This is a genomic window from Brevundimonas sp. MEB006b, from assembly GCF_030209705.1.
In the GTDB taxonomy this organism is placed as follows: domain Bacteria; phylum Pseudomonadota; class Alphaproteobacteria; order Caulobacterales; family Caulobacteraceae; genus Brevundimonas.
Map to the genome: position 1 here is coordinate 352,555 of NZ_JARVRL010000005.1, position 16,819 is coordinate 369,373.

The following is a 16,819-nucleotide window of genomic DNA, read 5'->3' on the forward strand; positions in this document are numbered from 1 at the left end:
AAACCGTGTAAACGCGATTAGCGCTTCGAGAACTGGAAGCTGCGGCGAGCCTTGGCGCGGCCGTACTTCTTGCGCTCGACGACGCGACTGTCGCGGGTCAGGAAACCGTGCGGCTTCAAAACCTTGCGCAGTTCCGGTTCGAAGTGCGTCAGGGCGTGCGACAGGCCGTGGCGGATGGCGCCGGCCTGGCCCGACAGGCCCGAACCTTCGACGGTGCAGATCACGTCATATTGCGTGGCGCGGTCCGAGACGGTCAGCGGCTGGGCGATCATCATGCGAAGCACGGGACGAGCGAAATACTGCTCTTGGTCCTTGCCGTTGATGGTGATCTTGCCGGTGCCGGGCTTCACCCAGACGCGAGCGATGGCGTTCTTGCGCTTGCCGGTCGAATAGGCGCGGCCTTGAGCGTCCAGCTTCTGGACATAGACGGGCGCGTCGTTCTCGACCGAAGAGCTCAGGCCCTTCAGGGCGTCGAAGCCGGTTGCGGTTTCGGTGTTGGTCACGTCGGTCATGCTCAGACGCTCCGGGTGTTCTTGGGCGACGCCGACTTGAAGTCGATCGTTTCCGGTTGCTGGGCTTCGTGGTCGTGCTGGTTGCCAGAGAACAGGCGCAGGTGCGTCATCTGCTTGCGGGCCAAGGGGCTTTCCTTGGGCAGCATGCGCTCGACGGCCTTTTCAAGCACGCGCTCGGGGAAACGGCCGCCCAGAACCTTCTCAGGCGTCGTCGACTTGACGCCGCCCGGGTGACCGGTGTGGCGATAGTAGATCTTGTCGGTGTTCTTCTTGCCGGTGAACACCACCTTGTCGACGTTGGTGACGACGACATAGTCGCCGCAATCGACGTGCGGGGTGTAATCGCCGCGGTGCTTGCCGCGCAGACGGTTGGCGATGAAGGTCGCAAGGCGGCCCACCACGACGCCTTCGGCGTCGATGTGGATCCACTTCTTCTCGACCTCGGCCGGCTTCAACGAAGCCGTAGTGCTCTTCAGCATGAGGGGGTTCCTGGAGACGAAAATCGGGTCCGGCCCCCGAGGGAACCGAATGAAGGCGCGCTGATACAGGAGACGATTGGTCGCGTCAACGCACACGACAACGCCGCATTCGCCTCAACGTATTGTTAAAACACAGTTTTTCAAATACGGTATTAAAATACCCAGCGCAACTGGTGTGAGAAGCGTTACGGCGTAACACAAAACGTCATCAAACCATGATTATAGGCGGGCATCGCAACGGCGACAGCTTTGGAGCCCTTCATGATCCTTCATCGTCGTGGTCTGATCGCCACGGGCGCAGCCGCCGCCTTCTCGGGACTGGCGCGTCACGCCGCCGCTCAGACGGCGGGCGAAGAGACCTACGTCAACGACGTCCATGGCTACGGACCTCTGCTGCGCGATCCCAATCGTCTGCTCGATCTGCCCGAAGGCTTTTCCTATCAGGTCGTCGCCCAGAGCGGCGACACGATGGACGACGGCCTGTTCGCTCCGGGGCAGCCCGACGGCATGGCCTGTTTCCCGCTTGAAGGGTCTCGCGTGGCCCTTGTCGTCAATCACGAGCTGAAGGGCTCCAGCGGCCTGCATCGCAACTTGGGTCCTGGCGGCCTTCGTGAGGAACGGCTTGACCTGCTGGACGCCAGCCGAGGCTACGACACCTACAAGAATGGCCGCCCCCTGCCCGGCGGCTGTTCCACCATCATCTATGATCTGGCGACCCGCCAGATGGTCAGCCGGCATCTGACGCTGGCCGGCACCTCGACCAACTGCTGCGGCGGCCCGACGCCGTGGGGCAGCTGGCTGACCTGCGAGGAGACGCTGGAGACGCCGGCCGACGCCGATGTGACCAAGGCCCACGGGTGGGTCTTCGAAGTGCCGGCGACCGCGACCGGCCTGGTTGATCCCGTGCCTCTCAAGTCGATGGGCCGCTTCGATCATGAGGCCGTCTGCGTCGATCCCCGCACCGGCGTCGTCTATCTGACCGAAGACGACAACGCCGGCCTTTTCTATCGCTTCATTCCCAATGCGCCCGGCAAGCTGATCGAGGGCGGCCGGCTTCAGGCGATGGCCTGGAACGGCGCGCCCTCGGCCGACACCCGCAATCAGGACGGTCGCATCTGGGCTGTCGGCGATTGGAGGGAGATCGAGTGGATCGATCTGGACGACGTCGAATCTCCCAATGGCGACTTGGCCAAGCGCGGTCATGCAGCCGGCGCGGCCTGGGTTGCGCGGGGCGAAGGCGTCTGGTGGGGCGATGACGAGCTGTATTTCACAGCGACCTCGGGCGGACCAATCCGACGCGGTCAGGTGCTGCGCCTAGTTCCCGGCTTCGACGGCGCCGCCGATCGTCTTCAGCTGTTCGTCGAGAGCACTGATCCAAAGACGATGAACATGGCCGACAACATCACCATCGCGCCTTGGGGCCATCTGATCCTGTGCGAGGACAACTATTCCTCCGAGGTGCGCAATCACCTGAAAGGCGTCACGCCAGAGGGAAAGGTCTATACGATCGCCCGCAACGTCTTCACGGGCAACTCGGAGTTTGCCGGCGCCTGCTTCTCGCCGGATGGCGAGGTGCTGTTCGTCAACATCATGTACCCCGGCATGACCCTGGCGATTAGAGGCCCATGGTCCTCGGTCCGGACATGAAGATGCGGGGCTGAGCCCGCAGCACCAACCAAAGGTTCACGGTGGCCGTCGCCAGCACGATCGCGGCCCCCGCCTGGTGCAATACACCAAGCCACACCGGAACCGCGTGCAGCAGGGTCACGATCCCCAGCAGAGCCTGGAACCAGATCACACCCGCAAGCGTGAAGGCGCCGAACCCCATTCCCTCCGCCACGCGCCAGCGCCAGGCCTGGAATGTATAGACGCTGACGGCGATCAGCAGACCATAGGCGACCAGTCGGTGATTGAACTGCGTGAGCGCCTGATCATGCAGGAAGGCGGCCGCGCCCAGGCTCCAGTCGGCCGGAGGCAAAACGGCGCCGTTCATCAGCGGCCAGTCGGTATAGACCAGCCCCGCATGACCGCCGGCCACGAGGGCGCCCAGCAGACATTGCAGGAACACCGCGCCCAGCAGCAGGCCGGCACCCCTGGCCCAACCCGACGGCGGCCGGCCGTGATCTTCACCGTTCCAGGCCTCTAGCCCCGTCCAGATCAGGGCGGCGAACAGCACGAACGCCAGACCCAGGTGCGTCGCCAGACGCTCAGGCGCCACGCTGACACGCTCGGACAGGCCGCTGGACACCATCCACCAACCGATCAGACCCTGAAGGCCGCCTAGGGCCAGGAGCAGGACACAGCGCCAGATCAGACGATCGGGCATCGCGCACTGGTGGAATACCGACCGGGCCGGCGCCAAACGGCACAGCAGGAAGACGATCAGCGGCAGTGCGAACACCACGCCCACCAGACGCCCGATCAGCCTGTGCAGCCATTCCCACCAGAAGATGCCCTGAAACTCGGCCAGGCTCATGCCGGCGTTGACCTGCGCGTACTGCGGGATATGCTTGTACTTCTCGAAGGCCTCGGCCCACTGCGCGTCGTTCAGAGGCGGAATGGCGCCCATGATGGGCTTCCACTCCGTGATCGACAGGCCAGAGCCTGTCAGCCGCGTGATGCCACCGATCACCACCATCAGGAAGACGACGGCGGCCGTGGCGAACAGCCATACGGCGACGGCGCGGTTACGATCTGGATTTCCGAAACGGTTCATTCGACGCCTGACACTGACCCGGATATGGTGTCGCGTCGAACGAAGACCAGACGCGACCGGTGCGGTATGCCCGCCCCAAGCGACAAGATCGAGTCGGATTGAGTTAACGGCGCTGTCGCCGCAGGAGATTAGGGTTGCAATACGCCGATATCGCCGCCGCCGTCGCAGGCGGCCTGCTGCTGGCCTGGATCGCGGACCTTCTGACGGGCCGGCGCGGCTTCGGCGGCACAAGTCTGGTGTCCGGGATGGGCCTGGCCTGCGGATGGTTTCTGGCGGTGCGGGTCTTCGCGGTCAGCACGATGGACAGTTGGGTCTGGGTGCCGTGGGCGCTCGTGGGATCGGGTATCTGTCTCGTCGCCTTCTTCCTGTTCCGGAACAAGCGCTGATGCCGCCGCGTCTGCGTCGCTTCGTCGCCGCGATCGGCGTGCTGCTCTTTCTCGTTTTCTGGGTCTGGGGCCTGATCGCCCTGCGCGGAATGCTGCCGCCGTCGCAGTGGATCGACTTCCTGTTCTTCGGCATCGGCGGGACCGCCTGGGGCCTGCCGCTCATCCCGCTGCTGCGATGGGCCGAGCGCGGCTGAGCGCCGAACCTGGGCCCAGATACGGCGATGGGGCCGCCCGCAAGGACGACCCCACCATCATCATTCTTTTTCAAGAATGGTCGGAGCGACAGGATTCGAACCTGCGACCCCTTGACCCCCAGTCAAGTGCGCTACCAGGCTGCGCCACGCTCCGAAGGCGCTCCCTATAGACGGGGGGACCGCGGTCCGCAAACGCTAAAACGACTTTTCCACCTACCGTGAAAGAACAGCGTCCAGACGCGCTTTGGCCTGCTCCAGATCGGCTAGAACCCGATGCAAATTCGAGGTTTCGGCCCGCGCGACGTTGGAAGAAGCGGCTGAAATCGTGACATCGCCGTCGTCGATCAGTGCGGCGACCTCCGCCCCGATCAGCTTTTTCAGCCCCTGTTCCTTGTGCAGACGCTGGACGCCGCGAATCGTCAGCCCATCGTCGTGCAGCAGGCGTTTGACCGCCTTCAGCATCGCGATGTCCTGAGGCCGATAAAAGCGCCGACCGCCGGCTCTTTTGACCGGCCTGACGAAATCGAACTTCGTTTCCCAGAAGCGCAGGACATGCTGCGGCGCGCCGACCTCTTCAGCCGCTTCGGAAATGGTTCGGAAGGCGTCGGCGCTCTTGGCCACCGCGATCAGGCCTCGACGACGGCGTCGTGAACCCGGCTTTTCATGATCTGTGAGGCGCGGAAGCTGATGACCCGGCGCGGATTGATCGCCGCCGGTTCGCCCGTCTTGGGATTGCGGCCCATCCGTGCGCGCTTCTCACGGACCTGGAAAACGCCGAAGCCGGAAAGTTTCACCGTCTCGCCGCGCTCAAGCGATTCGACGATCAGTTCCAGGGTGCGCTCGACCAGGCTGGAGCATTCCTGACGCGACAGGCCGACCTCTTCATGCACGGCTTCGCACAAGTCGGCGCGCGTCACGGTCTGTTGGCCTGCCATCTTATCCCCGCTGTCATGCGATCCGCTCGCATCCATAGGGGCGCAAAGCCCCCGAAAAATCAATGCCTCGATGTCGATTAGAGCCGAAGCGCGCAGGCGCCCCAGGTAAGGCCGCCGCCCATGGCTTCAAGCAGCACCATATCGCCCTTCTTGATCCGTCCATCCTGGATCGCAGCATCCAGCGCCAGCGGGATCGAGGCGGCCGAGGTGTTGGCATGGGTGGCGACGGTGGAGACCACCTTGTTCTCATCCAGACCCAACCGGTCGCCGACGCCCTTGATGATTCGTTGATTGGCCTGGTGCGGCACGAACCAGTCGACATCCGCGATCTGGATGTTGGCGACGGCGCAAGCGGCGGTGATGCCCTCTGCGATATTCACGACGGCATGACGGAAGACCTGGTTTCCGGCCATGCGCAGATGGCCAACGGTCCCCGTCGTCGCCGGGCCGCCATCGACATAGAGAAGATCTGTCTTGGATCCGTCAGCGCGCAAGGCGAAACCCAACATGCCCTGGTCGTCCGATGTCCCCTGCCCTTCGCGCGGTTCCAGCACCACGGCACCGGCCCCGTCGCCGAACAGGACGCAGGTGGTCCGGTCGGTCCAGTCCATCAGCCGCGTCATCTCCTCGGCCCCGATCACCAGGGCGCATTTCGACAGACCGCGCGCCACGAAGCCGTCAGCGACGCTGAGCGCATAGACGAAACCGGAGCAGACAGCTTGAACATCGAAAGCAATGCCGACGCCCGCGCCCAGCTTGGCCTGGACGATCGACGCGACCGCCGGGAAGGTCATGTCGGGCGTGGTGGTGGCCACGATAATAAGGTCGACATCGGACGCCGCCTTGCCCGCGTCGGCGAGCGCCTTCCTGGCGGCCTCGACCGCCAGATCGCTGGTCGGCTGGTCATCACGCGCCTTGTGACGCTGCTTGATCCCGGTGCGCTCCTGAATCCATTCGTCGGATGTGTCGACGAACTTGGCCAGGTCGGCATTGGTGACGATCTCATCCGGCAGGTAAGAGCCGACGCCGGTCACGGCGCTGCGGGTGACGGTCACTGGAGGGGTTCTCCCACGGCTGCGGCGGGCTTGGCGGCATGGTCGAACACCGCGTCCAGCTTGCCCAGGTTGTCCCCCACCTTGCTCATATAGTCGCTGCGGGCCAGATCGACAGCGATGCGGATCGCATTGCCGAACCCCTTGGCGTCAGCGCCGCCATGGCTCTTCACCACGATACCGTTCAGGCCCAACAGGGGGCCGCCGTTGATGGCGCTGGGGTCGATCTTCTGGCGCATTTTCTTCAACGCCGGCATGGCGATGACGGCGCCCAGCTTGGATTGCAGATTGGAGGTCAAAGCCTCTTTCAACAGGGCGGAAATATAGCGCGCTGTGCCTTCGGCGGTCTTCAGCGCGATGTTTCCGGTGAAGCCGTCTGTCACGACCACATCCACCGTGCCCTTGGCGATATCGTCGCCCTCGACGAAGCCGTGATAGTTCAGATCGAACGGCCCGTCGCGCAGGATGGCGTGCGCCTCCTTGACCTGTTCGTTGCCCTTCATGTCCTCGGACCCGACGTTTAGGAGGCCGATTGTCGGGCGGGCGATGCCGCGCACTGCGGACTGGAAGGCTTCGCCCATGATGGCGAACTCGATCAGCTGCTCCGCATCGCTGCCGATGTTGGCGCCGACGTCCAGAACCGCCGTATGGCCCTTGAAGGTGGGCCAGCTGGCGACGATAGCCGGACGCTCAAGTCCGGGCGCAGACATCCGCAGAATCAGTTTCGAGATCGCCATCAGGGCGCCGGTATTGCCGGCCGAGACGACGCCACCGGCCTGACCCGTCTTCACCGCCTCGATGGCGTTCCACAGGCTGGAGCCCTTGCCGCGGCGCATGGCCTGGGCCGGCTTTTCGTCCATGGCCACGACCTTGTCGGTGTGGCGGATCTCGCAGACGTCCGCCGCCAGTCCGCAACGCGCCAGTTCCGGCGCGATCTTGGCTTCGTCGCCATGCAGCAGGAAGCGAACTCCCTCCCCGTCATGGGTCCGGATATAGCTGCGGATGCCGGGAACGACGACGGAGGGCCCGTGATCGCCGCCCATGGCGTCAAGCGAGATCGTAACTGGGGCTGGCAAATGGACCTCTTGTGGCCGCGTCGTCTTGTCGCGCGACGCTTGGCAGGATGCGCTGGACGATAGCGCCGACGCCGGGGGATGCAACCACCCGGCCCCTACGTCAACCTCAGCCTTGGTCGTCTTTGGACTTGAGCGCCTTCAGGGCCGCGAACGGAGAAATCTCCGTCGGCTCCTCAGGTTGCACGAACTCCGCGCCCGGCTTGCGCGGGAACGGATCAAGCGACAGCACCAATTGCTCGACCGCGTACTGGCCCAGGTCGATCTTGCCGTCCTCGATCACGTCGGCGTCTTCTTCATCCAGCGTGACCTCGATCTCGTCGGTTTCCTCTGGCTTGGCTTCGACAAGCTGAATGAAGAACCGGCGATTTACATCGACTGGCAAGGGCTCCAGCGTCAGGCCGCAGGTCTGCACCGCATGTGCGGTCACCCTGCCCTTCATCGTCCATTCGCTGGTTGACGGCGTCGGCTTGATTTCTAGATCGACGGCGAAATCGTCCAGCCCCTGAAGATCGAGGCTGCGGGCGATTCGCTTGCGAGTGTCTGCATCCGGCTCCAGCCGGCGGCTCAGGCCCGCGCCGATCTGATTGACCCGCACCGTTTCACTGTAGGGGAGCGTCGCGCTCATCTCGTTCAAACTTCCGCCCAGGCCGGCGTCGCCAGCACCTTGTTGAAATCCTGCGCCGCCAGGGCTGCGCGTGTCGTCAGCGCATAGCGCGCCAATGTGTCCGCATGGGGCGCTTGCGGATCCGCATAGACATTCTTCGCCATCGCCTCCGCCAGAGCCGCCGCATCGCCAGCGCGCAGCGGCTGCTCATAGGCGTTCATCCGGCCGTAGAGGGCCTCGCCCAGCTTACGCATCTTCTTGCCGACGGCGACGTCTCCCACGCCTTCTTCGCGCAGGACGTGATCCAGCGCCGAGACATAGACGTCGAAGACCGCCTGAGCCGCATCCTGGCCCTGAGCTGTGTTCTCATCGCGCAGCCGCAGCACCAGCAACAGCACATGCAGCGTGTAAAGTTCGAATCGCGCGTCGATGCGGTCATCGACCGCCAGGCGCGTGTAGAAGGCCGGATTGCGGGCCTGGCTGACGGCCTTGGCGTAAAGATCGTCGCCGAGACGGACGCCGGATCGGGGTTTGAACAGGTTTTTCAGCATGGGTTCCAACGGCCCCTTTTCCGCCGCGCCGTTGAACTAGGACGCAGGTCCGTCTAGGTCAAAGACCTTGTTCTCTCGCAGGCGCCCGACCATGTCCCGTTTCGTCCCGCTTTTCGTCGCTGTTTCGCTGGCCGGCCTGTCCGCCGCCTGCGCCCCGACCATCGGCTCCAACGGCTTCCAGGCCATCGACGCCAAGCCGCAAGACGTGGTCGCCGGTACGGACACCAAGGAAACCGTCCTCGCCAAGCTGGGTTCGCCTTCGACCACTTCGACGTTCGAGCCGGATCAGGTCTGGTACTACATCAGCCAGACGACCGAGAAATACACCTACAACCTGCCCAAGGTTTCGACCCGCACCGTGACGGAGATCACCTTCGTGCCTCAGGGCGATCAGGTCGCTTCGGTACGCACCCTGGGCCTGACGGACGGCGAGCAGATCGCCATGAACCGCAACGAGACGCCGACGCGCGGTCGTGAGCTGACGGTTCTGGAGCAACTGCTGGGCAACGTCGGTCGTGGCCAACTGCCACGCACCGAGGATGACACGCCCGGCCAACGCCGCCCCGACTGAGGCGGCTCATCTCCCCAAAGCAAAGACGCCCCGGAGATCGCTCTCCGGGGCGTTTTCATAAGGGCTGGGTATTTGAGCCTAGCCGATGGTCCCGCTCGCCAGCACCGCCAGCAGCAGCAGGGCGACGATATTGGTGATCTTGATCATCGGGTTCACCGCCGGACCCGACGTGTCCTTGTAGGGATCGCCCACCGTATCGCCGGTCACGGCCGCCTTGTGGGCTTCGGAGCCCTTGCCGTGGACGACGCCGTTCTTGTCGGTGAAGCCTTCCTCGATCACCTTCTTGGCGTTGTCCCAGGCGCCGCCGCCTGATGTCATCGAAATGGCGACGAACAGGCCGGTGACGATCACGCCCATCAGCATGGCGCCGAGAGCGGCAAAGGCGTTCGCCTTGTCCGAAATGGCCAGCACCGCGACGAACAGGACGATCGGCGACAGCACCGGCAACAGCGACGGCACGATCATCTCGCGGATCGCCGCCTTGGTCAGGATGTCGACCGCCCGGCCGTATTCCGGCTTCACCTCATAGGTCATGATGCCGGGGTTCTCGCGGAACTGGCGTCGGACCTCCGCGACGACCGATTCGGCGGCCCGTCCCACCGCCATCATCGACATGCCGCCGAACAGAAACGGCAGCAGTCCCCCGAACAGCAGCCCGACGACGACGTAGGGATTGGTCAGATCGAAGGCGATCGGACCCATGTCGGCGAAGAACGGATAGTCCGCCGGATTGGCCGAGAAATACTGCAGGTCCGACGTATAGGCGGCGAACAGCACCAGCGCGCCGAGGCCCGCCGAACCGATGGCGTAGCCCTTGGTCACGGCCTTGGTGGTGTTGCCCACGGCGTCCAGCGCATCCGTCGAATGCCGCACGTCGCTGGGCAGACCGGCCATCTCGGCGATGCCGCCGGCGTTGTCGGTCACGGGTCCAAAGGCGTCGAGCGCCACGATCATTCCCGCCACGCCCAGCATGGTCGTCGTGGCGATGGCGATGCCGAACAGGCCGGCCAGCTGGAAGCTGGCCACGATGCCGACGATGATCGTCAGCGCGGGCAGCGCCGTCGCCTCTAGCGAGACGGCCAGGCCCTGAATGACGTTGGTGCCGTGCCCGGACACCGAGGCGTTGGCGACCGATCGCACCGGACGGAAGCCGGACCCGGTGTAGTATTCGGTCACCACCACGATCGCCGCCGTCACCGCCAGACCGACCATGCCGGACCAAAACAGCGCCATCGGCTGGATCTCCAGACCGCTGGCCGTCACGATCGGCCCCGTCACCATCTGATCGATCACCCACCAGACCGCGCCGATGGACAGGACGCCGGTGACGATAAGCCCCTGATAGAGGGCGCCCATGATGTTGTTGGACTTGCCCAGCCGCACGAAGAAGCTGCCGATGATGGAGGTGACAATACACACCGCGCAGATCGCTAGCGGCAGCACCATCATCAGATCCACATAGGGCTGCCCCCTGAAGAAGATCGCGGCCAGCACCATGGTCGCGACCGTCGTCACGGCATAGGTCTCGAACAGGTCCGCCGCCATGCCGGCGCAGTCGCCCACATTGTCTCCGACGTTATCGGCGATGGTCGCGGCGTTGCGAGGATCGTCCTCGGGAATGCCCGCCTCGACCTTGCCCACCATGTCGCCGCCCACGTCGGCGCCCTTGGTGAAGATGCCGCCACCCAGGCGCGCGAAGATCGAGATCAGGGAGGCGCCGAAGCCCAGCGCCACCAGCCCGTCGATCACCTCGCGGCCTGTCGAGGCCAGGCCCAGATGCTGGGTCAGCACGATGTAGTAGCCTGACACCCCGATCAGGGCGCCGCCCGCCACGAACATGCCGGTGATGGCGCCCGAGCGGAACGCCAGGTTCAACCCCTTGGACAGACTTTCGGACGCGGCCTGCGCCGTGCGGACATTCGCCCGCACCGAGATCAGCATCCCGGCATAGCCGGCTGCACCGGACAGGACGGCCCCGATAAGAAATCCGATGGCGGCATAGATTCCGATAAGGAAGTAGGCGGCGATCAGGATCACGATCCCGACGATGCCGATGGTCAGATATTGCCGCTTCAGATAGGCCGAGGCGCCTTCCTGGATCGCGGCGGCGATCTCTCGCATCTTGTCGTTGCCAGTGCTCGCCTTCATCAGCACGGCGGTCTGCGCGGCGCCATACAGCACCGCCAGCACACCGGCCGCGAAGACCAGCGTAAGTGAGTTCGTCATTGGCGTTTCCATGCCCTTGCAAACAGGCGCGCAGGCCTTGGCGCGGTCGGGCGTTATCGCCTCTGTCCGCCTTCCGGTCCCCCCGCACGCGGCGAACGCGTCAGTGCGTTCTTTGGGATTTGCCAAGGGAGCCTGTCATGGCAGGCGGAGTGACGCAACAGCGGTCGGTCAGCCCGTTTAGCGAGCGGTCTGCATGCCCGTGCGGCGACGCGGCGACTGGCTGACGACCTCGACGCGTCGGACGGAACCGCGACCCGAGATCGCCGCAGACGCCGCCACCAGCGACGCGGACAGGGCCCGCTCGTCCAGCCGTGTCCAGTCGCCGGGCACGGTGAAAGGCGTCTTGTGAGCCGCGCGGACGACGGCGTCGCGGAAGAAGGCTTCCTTGGGCTTCATCTGTTCGACGGTCTTGCCGGCGCCCAGTTCAAGCCTGAGGGCGACGAACACGTAGTTCCGCAAACGCCCGCCCTCGATGACAGGCAGGCCGAGGCCTGCGATGCTCAGGGCCGCAGGCGCAGACTCGGTTTCGCTGGCGGAGGCGGCGGCGCGACTGGCGGCGGCGCCGGTCAGGGCGGCGGTTCCGGAGGCGATCAGGGTTCTACGGTCCATAACGACACCCTGCCGGACGGGCGTTAGGATTCCCTTGCCGCGTCAGCCGTGGGTCCAGCCGTTTTTGGCCATCGGCACGGGCTGACCGTCGTAAAGAACCGTCAGGCCCTGTCCAGCGGTGACTTCGCCGACGCGGGTCAGGCGAATCAGCCGGCGCTCGGCCTCGCGACGCAGGGCGTCCTCGTGGCGCGGATGTGCGGTGAAGGCGATCTCATAGTCATCACCGCCGCTAGCCAGGTCTTCCAAAGACAGCTGCGGATCGACCCGATCGTCGAACCAGGCCTGGGCCGCCGCGGACAGGGGCAGGACGTTGAGATTGAGCGACACGCCGACCCTGCTAGCTTGCGCGACGTGGCCCAGATCGGCAGCCAGGCCGTCCGACACATCGACGGATGCTGTGGCGAACTCGCGCACGATGTCGGCGAAGTCGGTCCGGGGCGTCGGCATCCGGTAGTGGCTGACCAAGGCCTCCATCCGCTCAGGCGACAGAGCCAGTTGTCCTTGCGCCGCCTTGAGCCCCAGAAGCCCGTCCCCGATCACGCCGGTGACGAAGACGAGGTCGCCGACCTGCGCGCCTGCGCGAGAAACGGCTTTGCCCGTCGGCGCCCACCCCAGGGCCGTCAGCGAGAAGGACAGCGGGCCAGGAGTCTTGACCGTGTCCCCGCCGAGCAGATGGACGCCGAACCGCGCCTGATCCTCGGCCAGCCCGGAAGCAAAGGCCTCGCGCTCGGGCCAGCCGCAGCGTTCGGACCAGAAGCAGGCCAGCAGATAGCCGAACGGCCCAGCGCCCTTGGCGGCAAGGTCCGACAAGTTCACTCGCAGCAGCTTCCTGGCGACCGTGTCCAGCGGATCGTCGGGCAGGAAATGCACGCCCTCGACGATGGCGTCCTTGGTCAAGACGAGGTCACAGCCGGGGCGTGACGGCAGCACCGCCACATCGTCGGCCAGCCCCCTGCCCCATTCGGGATGGGCCAGGGGCTTGAACAGCCTCTCGATCGTCTCGAACTCGCCCGCGACGTCGAGCGCCGGCATTATTTGCGCGTGTCTCTGGATACGCCGTCCAGCGCCGCGTTGACGAAGCGCGCCTCGGCGTCGTCGAAGAAAGCCTTGGCCAGTTCGACATATTCGTCGATCACGACCTCGCGCGGCGTCTCGGGATGCTTGATCAGCTCCCAGGCGCCCGACCGCAGCAGGGCGCGCAGGGTGGCGTCGATCCGCTCAAGCTTCCAGTTGGAGGCCAGACGCGCCTTGATGGCGGCGTCGATGTCGCGCTGGCTTTCGATCACGCCGCGCACGATGTCGGCGAAATAGGCTTCGTCGGCCTCAGCCAGGGCCTCGCCCTCGATGTCGGCGTCGAAGCGGAAGTTGGAAAATTCGGTGATCACCGTCTCCACGCCCTCGCCCGCCAGTTCCATCTGATACAAAGCCTGGACGGCGGCGAGACGCGACACGGTGCGGGCGCGACGCTGTTTGGAGCTCAGATTGGGCTCGGCGCGCTGCTTTTCGGCTTCGGCGAGTTGTTCGAGGACGGCTTTGACGCTGTTCGGTTCAGTCATGCGCCGACGCCATGACGCAACCGCTTCTTCAATGCAATGAGGTCCAGGCACGCCTTGGCCGCGCCGCCGCCCTTATCCCCTTCCGAAAGACGGGCCCGATACCAAGCCTGATCTTCGTCCTCGGTCGTCAGGATGCCGTTGCCGATGATGACGCCCTTGACGCCCAGCGCCATGATGCCGGCCGCCGACTGATCGGAGACGATCTCGAAATGGTAGGTCTCGCCACGGATGACCGTGCCCAGGGCGACGTAGCCGTCATAGCGGGGGGCGGTCGGGAAGCGGCCGGCCTCCTCGGCCAAGGCGATGGCCGGCGGCACCTCCAGCGCGCCAGGCACGGTGATGACGTCGAAGTCGGCGCCGCGCGCCTTCAGCGTCTCCCTGGCCCCTTCAAGCAGGGCGTCGGCCAGGTCGTCGTAGAAGCGCGCCTCAACGATCAGAATACGGGGGGCTTCGGTCACGCCTTTATTTCTCCATCCATGTCGCGCCAGCCGACGATGCGCAGGCCGTAGCCTTCCAGCGCAGTCGGTTCGGGTCGCGTCGAACTCATCACGATCATATCCTTGACGCCCAGGTCCAGCAGGATCTGGGCCCCCACGCCATAGGCGCGCAGCGAGCGATCCATCGCCGCCGGCTTGTCCACGCCTGCCAGTCGTTCGGCCAGCGAGTTCAGCGACGGATCGCGAAGGAAGACAACGACGCCGGGACCGTCATGTTCGGTGATCTGTTTCAGGGCGCTGGGCACATAGTCCTGGCGCGCCTCGACGTGGCCTAGCAGGTCGCAGGCGAAGTCCACCTGGTGCATCCGCACCAAGGTCGGTTTGGCCGGATCGATGCGCCCCTTGACCAGAGCGACATGCTCGGCGCCCTCGATGGTGTTCTTGTACAGCATCAGGCGGAACGGGCCGCCGTGAACGCTCTCGAACGGCGTATCCATGATCCGCTCGACGAAGCGTTCGGTGCGGCGGCGATAGGCGATCAGGTCGGCGATGGTGCCGATCTTCAGCCCGTGCAACTGGGCGAAGGCGACCAGATCGGGCATCCGCGCCATCTCGCCGTCGTCCTTTATGATCTCGCAGATCACGCCGGCGGGCGTCAGGCCGGCCATGCGGCTGATGTCCACGGCCGCCTCAGTGTGGCCGGCGCGGACCAGAACACCGCCGTCGCGCGCGACCAGCGGGAAGATGTGTCCCGGCGAGACGATGTCGTCCATGCCCTTGGACGCGTCGGTCGCCACATGGATGGTGCGCGAGCGGTCGGCGGCCGAGATGCCGGTCGTAACGCCGTCCTTGGCCTCGATCGAGACAGTGAAGGCGGTCTTCATGCTCTCGCGATTGTCGGCAGCCATGGGCGGCAGACGCAGTTGCTGGGCCCGCTCGGCGGTCAGGGCCAAGCACACCAATCCGCGCGCCTGGCGGATCATGAAGTTGATCTGGTCCGGCGTTGCGAACTGGGCGGGGATGATGATGTCCCCCTCGTTCTCGCGGTCCTCGGCGTCCACCAAGATGTAGGGACGGCCGTTGCGGGCGTCTTCCAGAATGTCCTCGATGGGACTGATCGGGCTGTCGTTCATATTGGCGGCCTGGGCTTGCATCAGGCGGTCTCCTGCCACCGCGCGAGGTATCGCGCCAGCATGTCGATCTCCAGATTGACCGGATCGCCCACTTTCAAGCGACCCAGGGTCGTCACGTCCCAGGTATGCGGAATGATGTTCAGCGAGAAGACCTGACCCTCGACGGCGTTTACGGTCAGAGACACGCCATCCACCGTGATCGACCCCTTGGCGGCGATATAGCGATGTAGTGGCGCGGGGGCCTCGATCTCGATCCGGTGCGATCCGCCTTCGGGCGTGATCGAAATCACCTGGCCAAGACCGTCGACGTGGCCGGACACGACATGGCCGCCCATCTCGTCGCCCAGCTTGGCGGCCCGCTCCAGATTGACGCCGTCGCCGGTCTTCCAGGCGCCCAAGGTGGTCTTGGACAGGGTCTCGTTCGACACCTCGACGGCGAACCAGCCCCCCCGTGCATCGTGGCCCTTTTCGGTCACCGTCAGGCAACAGCCCGCGTGGCTGATGGAGGCGCCCAGGTCGATGCCGTCGGTGTTCCAGGCGGTCTCGATCTCGTAACGGCGGTCGCGATCGGTCTCGCGAACCTCGCGGACGCGGCCGATGTCGGTGACGATGCCGGTGAACATTTGGACTCGGGACCCCTTGGGAGAAAAATACCGTCTAATTCGTCTAATCGTCTAATTGGACGGCGTCAGAGACGGGCGTAGCGTTCCCACAGATCGTCCCCGACGGGCGCGACGCCCAGGCGACGGAACTTGGGGGCGTCGGCCAGCTTTGCAAGAGCCAGGGCGGCGACGCAGGGCCGCCCCTCCCCGCCCAGCAGGATCGGAGCGCGAAACCATTCCAGCGCATCGACGGCGTCGGCGCGCAGGAAGGAGGCCGCGACCTGACCGCCGCCTTCGATCAGAAGCGAGGTTGCACCAGCGATTTCCAGGGCTTTCAGCACGGCGGGGATGGTGGGACGACCATCCTTGGCGTCGATCTGCACCACCTTGGCGGCGCCGATACTGCGCGGCTCCACAGCGGTCAGGATCAGGGTGTTTTCGCCCGCGACCTTCGCCGCCTGCGGCGTGCGCAGCCGGCTGTCCAGCACGACGCGCAAGGGCTGATCAACGCTGCGGCCCGGCAGACGAGCGGTCAGTTCGGGATTGTCGTGCAGAACCGTCTCGACACCGACCAGGATGGCGTCGTGGGCGGCGCGCAGGCGGTGACCCTCAAGCCGCGCCGCTTCGCCGGTGATCCACTGGCTCTCGCCCGAGGCCGTGGCGATGCGCCCGTCCAGGGAGGTCGCCAGTTTCAGCGTGACCCGCATCAGGCCTTGCCGGACGGTTCGTCGAACCCTTCGTCGCCGAGGAATTTGGCGAAGTCGCCGGTGTGGCGGAAATCCTTGTAGACCGAGGCGTAGCGGACATAGGCCACCTCATCCACGCCCTTCAGCGCCTTCATGATGAAGTCGCCGACCGTGCTGGACGGGATTTCGGTCTCGCCCAGGCTTTCCAGCTGGCGGACGATCCGGTTGACCATCTGCTCGACCTGATCGGCCTGAACCGGGCGTTTGCGCAAGGCCACGCCCAGCGAGCGTTCCAGCTTGTCGCGATCGAAGGGCGTGCGCCGTCCATTGCGCTTCAGGATGACCAGTTCGCGCAGTTGCACGCGCTCGAACGTCGTGAAGCGCCCGTTGCAGTTCGGGCAGGACCGGCGGCGTCGAATGGCCGAGCCGTCGTCCGACGGCCGACTGTCCTTCACCTGGGTGTCCTGATGACCGCAAAAGGGGCACTTCATCAG

General features: G+C 65.1%; 22 protein-coding genes and 1 tRNA gene. 4 read left to right on the plus strand and 19 right to left on the minus strand.

Annotated features, from left to right (window positions below; all coding sequences use genetic code 11):
• Window positions 1-17: 17 nt before the first annotated feature.
• Together rpsI and rplM are read right to left on the minus strand one after the other, a co-directional pair.
• Window positions 18-512, minus strand: coding sequence for a 30S ribosomal protein S9 (gene rpsI / locus QRN13_RS08085; protein WP_017503896.1), 495 nt, complete (start codon window positions 510-512; stop codon window positions 18-20).
• Window positions 513-514: 2 nt separating this feature from the next.
• Window positions 515-991, minus strand: coding sequence for a 50S ribosomal protein L13 (rplM, locus tag QRN13_RS08090; RefSeq protein WP_055809236.1), 477 nt, complete (start codon window positions 989-991; stop codon window positions 515-517).
• Between the two features lie 261 nt (window positions 992-1,252).
• On the opposite strand from rplM, the gene QRN13_RS08095 reads away from it, so the two are divergent.
• Complete coding sequence (locus QRN13_RS08095; protein ID WP_284877519.1) at window positions 1,253-2,638, plus strand: alkaline phosphatase PhoX; 1,386 nt, start codon at window positions 1,253-1,255, stop codon at window positions 2,636-2,638.
• Here QRN13_RS08095 and QRN13_RS08100 read toward each other — a convergent pair.
• Entirely contained in the window at window positions 2,607-3,707 is a 1,101-nt protein-coding gene (locus tag QRN13_RS08100) for a COX15/CtaA family protein (protein WP_284877520.1), read from the minus strand. The genes QRN13_RS08095 and QRN13_RS08100 overlap by 32 nt on opposite strands.
• A gap of 134 nt (window positions 3,708-3,841) precedes the next feature.
• Between QRN13_RS08100 and QRN13_RS08105 the strand changes: the two genes are divergently transcribed.
• Window positions 3,842-4,093 carry a transglycosylase gene (locus QRN13_RS08105; RefSeq protein ID WP_284877521.1) on the plus strand — a complete coding sequence of 84 codons (252 nt, stop codon included), beginning with the start codon at window positions 3,842-3,844 and terminating at the stop codon, window positions 4,091-4,093.
• Complete coding sequence (locus QRN13_RS08110; RefSeq protein WP_017503901.1) at window positions 4,093-4,287, plus strand: DUF2842 domain-containing protein; 195 nt, start codon at window positions 4,093-4,095, stop codon at window positions 4,285-4,287. The genes QRN13_RS08105 and QRN13_RS08110 overlap by 1 nt, the downstream gene beginning before the upstream one ends.
• A gap of 77 nt (window positions 4,288-4,364) precedes the next feature.
• Here the strand turns inward: QRN13_RS08110 and QRN13_RS08115 are convergent.
• From QRN13_RS08115 to QRN13_RS08145, 7 genes are all read right to left on the minus strand, one after another.
• Window positions 4,365-4,441, minus strand: a tRNA-Pro gene (locus QRN13_RS08115).
• A 59-nt stretch (window positions 4,442-4,500) separates the two neighbouring features.
• Complete coding sequence (locus QRN13_RS08120; RefSeq protein ID WP_284877522.1) at window positions 4,501-4,908, minus strand: MerR family transcriptional regulator; 408 nt, start codon at window positions 4,906-4,908, stop codon at window positions 4,501-4,503.
• Between the two features lie 5 nt (window positions 4,909-4,913).
• A complete protein-coding gene (locus QRN13_RS08125; protein ID WP_026108237.1) occupies window positions 4,914-5,222 on the minus strand; it encodes an integration host factor subunit alpha in 309 nt (102 codons plus the stop codon).
• Window positions 5,223-5,299: 77 nt separating this feature from the next.
• Window positions 5,300-6,277, minus strand: a complete 978-nt coding sequence (locus tag QRN13_RS08130) for a beta-ketoacyl-ACP synthase III (RefSeq protein ID WP_284877523.1) — start codon at window positions 6,275-6,277, stop codon at window positions 5,300-5,302.
• Window positions 6,274-7,317: a phosphate acyltransferase PlsX gene (plsX, locus tag QRN13_RS08135; protein WP_240893665.1), complete on the minus strand. Its 1,044-nt coding sequence runs from the start codon at window positions 7,315-7,317 to the stop codon at window positions 6,274-6,276. The genes QRN13_RS08130 and plsX overlap by 4 nt, the downstream gene beginning before the upstream one ends.
• 139 nt (window positions 7,318-7,456) lie before the next feature.
• Window positions 7,457-7,975: a YceD family protein gene (locus QRN13_RS08140; protein ID WP_284877524.1), complete on the minus strand. Its 519-nt coding sequence runs from the start codon at window positions 7,973-7,975 to the stop codon at window positions 7,457-7,459.
• Window positions 7,976-7,980: 5 nt separating this feature from the next.
• Entirely contained in the window at window positions 7,981-8,505 is a 525-nt protein-coding gene (locus QRN13_RS08145) for a ubiquinol-cytochrome C chaperone family protein (RefSeq protein ID WP_017503907.1), read from the minus strand.
• Between the two features lie 91 nt (window positions 8,506-8,596).
• Here QRN13_RS08145 and QRN13_RS08150 point away from each other — a divergent pair, with 91 nt between their 5' ends.
• On the plus strand, window positions 8,597-9,076 hold the full coding sequence (locus QRN13_RS08150) for an outer membrane protein assembly factor BamE (RefSeq protein WP_017503908.1): 480 nt from the start codon (window positions 8,597-8,599) through the stop codon (window positions 9,074-9,076).
• 78 nt (window positions 9,077-9,154) lie between these two features.
• Here the strand turns inward: QRN13_RS08150 and QRN13_RS08155 are convergent, their stop codons facing one another.
• The 9 genes from QRN13_RS08155 to nrdR form a co-directional block, all read right to left on the minus strand.
• Window positions 9,155-11,302: a sodium-translocating pyrophosphatase gene (locus QRN13_RS08155; RefSeq protein ID WP_055753608.1), complete on the minus strand. Its 2,148-nt coding sequence runs from the start codon at window positions 11,300-11,302 to the stop codon at window positions 9,155-9,157.
• A 177-nt stretch (window positions 11,303-11,479) separates the two neighbouring features.
• Window positions 11,480-11,911, minus strand: coding sequence for a hypothetical protein (locus QRN13_RS08160; protein ID WP_055753609.1), 432 nt, complete (start codon window positions 11,909-11,911; stop codon window positions 11,480-11,482).
• 42 nt (window positions 11,912-11,953) lie between these two features.
• Window positions 11,954-12,943: a thiamine-phosphate kinase gene (gene thiL, locus QRN13_RS08165; protein WP_284877525.1), complete on the minus strand. Its 990-nt coding sequence runs from the start codon at window positions 12,941-12,943 to the stop codon at window positions 11,954-11,956.
• Window positions 12,943-13,467, minus strand: a complete 525-nt coding sequence (nusB, locus tag QRN13_RS08170) for a transcription antitermination factor NusB (protein ID WP_284877526.1) — start codon at window positions 13,465-13,467, stop codon at window positions 12,943-12,945. Before nusB ends, thiL begins: the two co-directional genes overlap by 1 nt.
• The gene (ribH, locus tag QRN13_RS08175; RefSeq protein WP_284877527.1) at window positions 13,464-13,925 is read right to left on the minus strand and encodes a 6,7-dimethyl-8-ribityllumazine synthase; all 462 of its coding nucleotides are present in this window, start codon (window positions 13,923-13,925) and stop codon (window positions 13,464-13,466) included. The genes nusB and ribH overlap by 4 nt, the downstream gene beginning before the upstream one ends.
• Entirely contained in the window at window positions 13,922-15,058 is a 1,137-nt protein-coding gene (gene ribB / locus QRN13_RS08180; protein ID WP_284877528.1) for a 3,4-dihydroxy-2-butanone-4-phosphate synthase, read from the minus strand. Before ribB ends, ribH begins: the two co-directional genes overlap by 4 nt.
• Window positions 15,058-15,660, minus strand: coding sequence for a riboflavin synthase (locus tag QRN13_RS08185; protein WP_284877529.1), 603 nt, complete (start codon window positions 15,658-15,660; stop codon window positions 15,058-15,060). The genes ribB and QRN13_RS08185 overlap by 1 nt, the downstream gene beginning before the upstream one ends.
• A gap of 65 nt (window positions 15,661-15,725) precedes the next feature.
• Window positions 15,726-16,346 (minus strand): RibD family protein, encoded by a 621-nt coding sequence (locus QRN13_RS08190; RefSeq protein ID WP_284877530.1) that lies wholly within the window; start codon window positions 16,344-16,346, stop codon window positions 15,726-15,728.
• On the minus strand, window positions 16,346-16,816 hold the full coding sequence (gene nrdR / locus QRN13_RS08195; RefSeq protein WP_039245113.1) for a transcriptional regulator NrdR: 471 nt from the start codon (window positions 16,814-16,816) through the stop codon (window positions 16,346-16,348). The genes QRN13_RS08190 and nrdR overlap by 1 nt, the downstream gene beginning before the upstream one ends.
• Window positions 16,817-16,819: the final 3 nt, after the last annotated feature.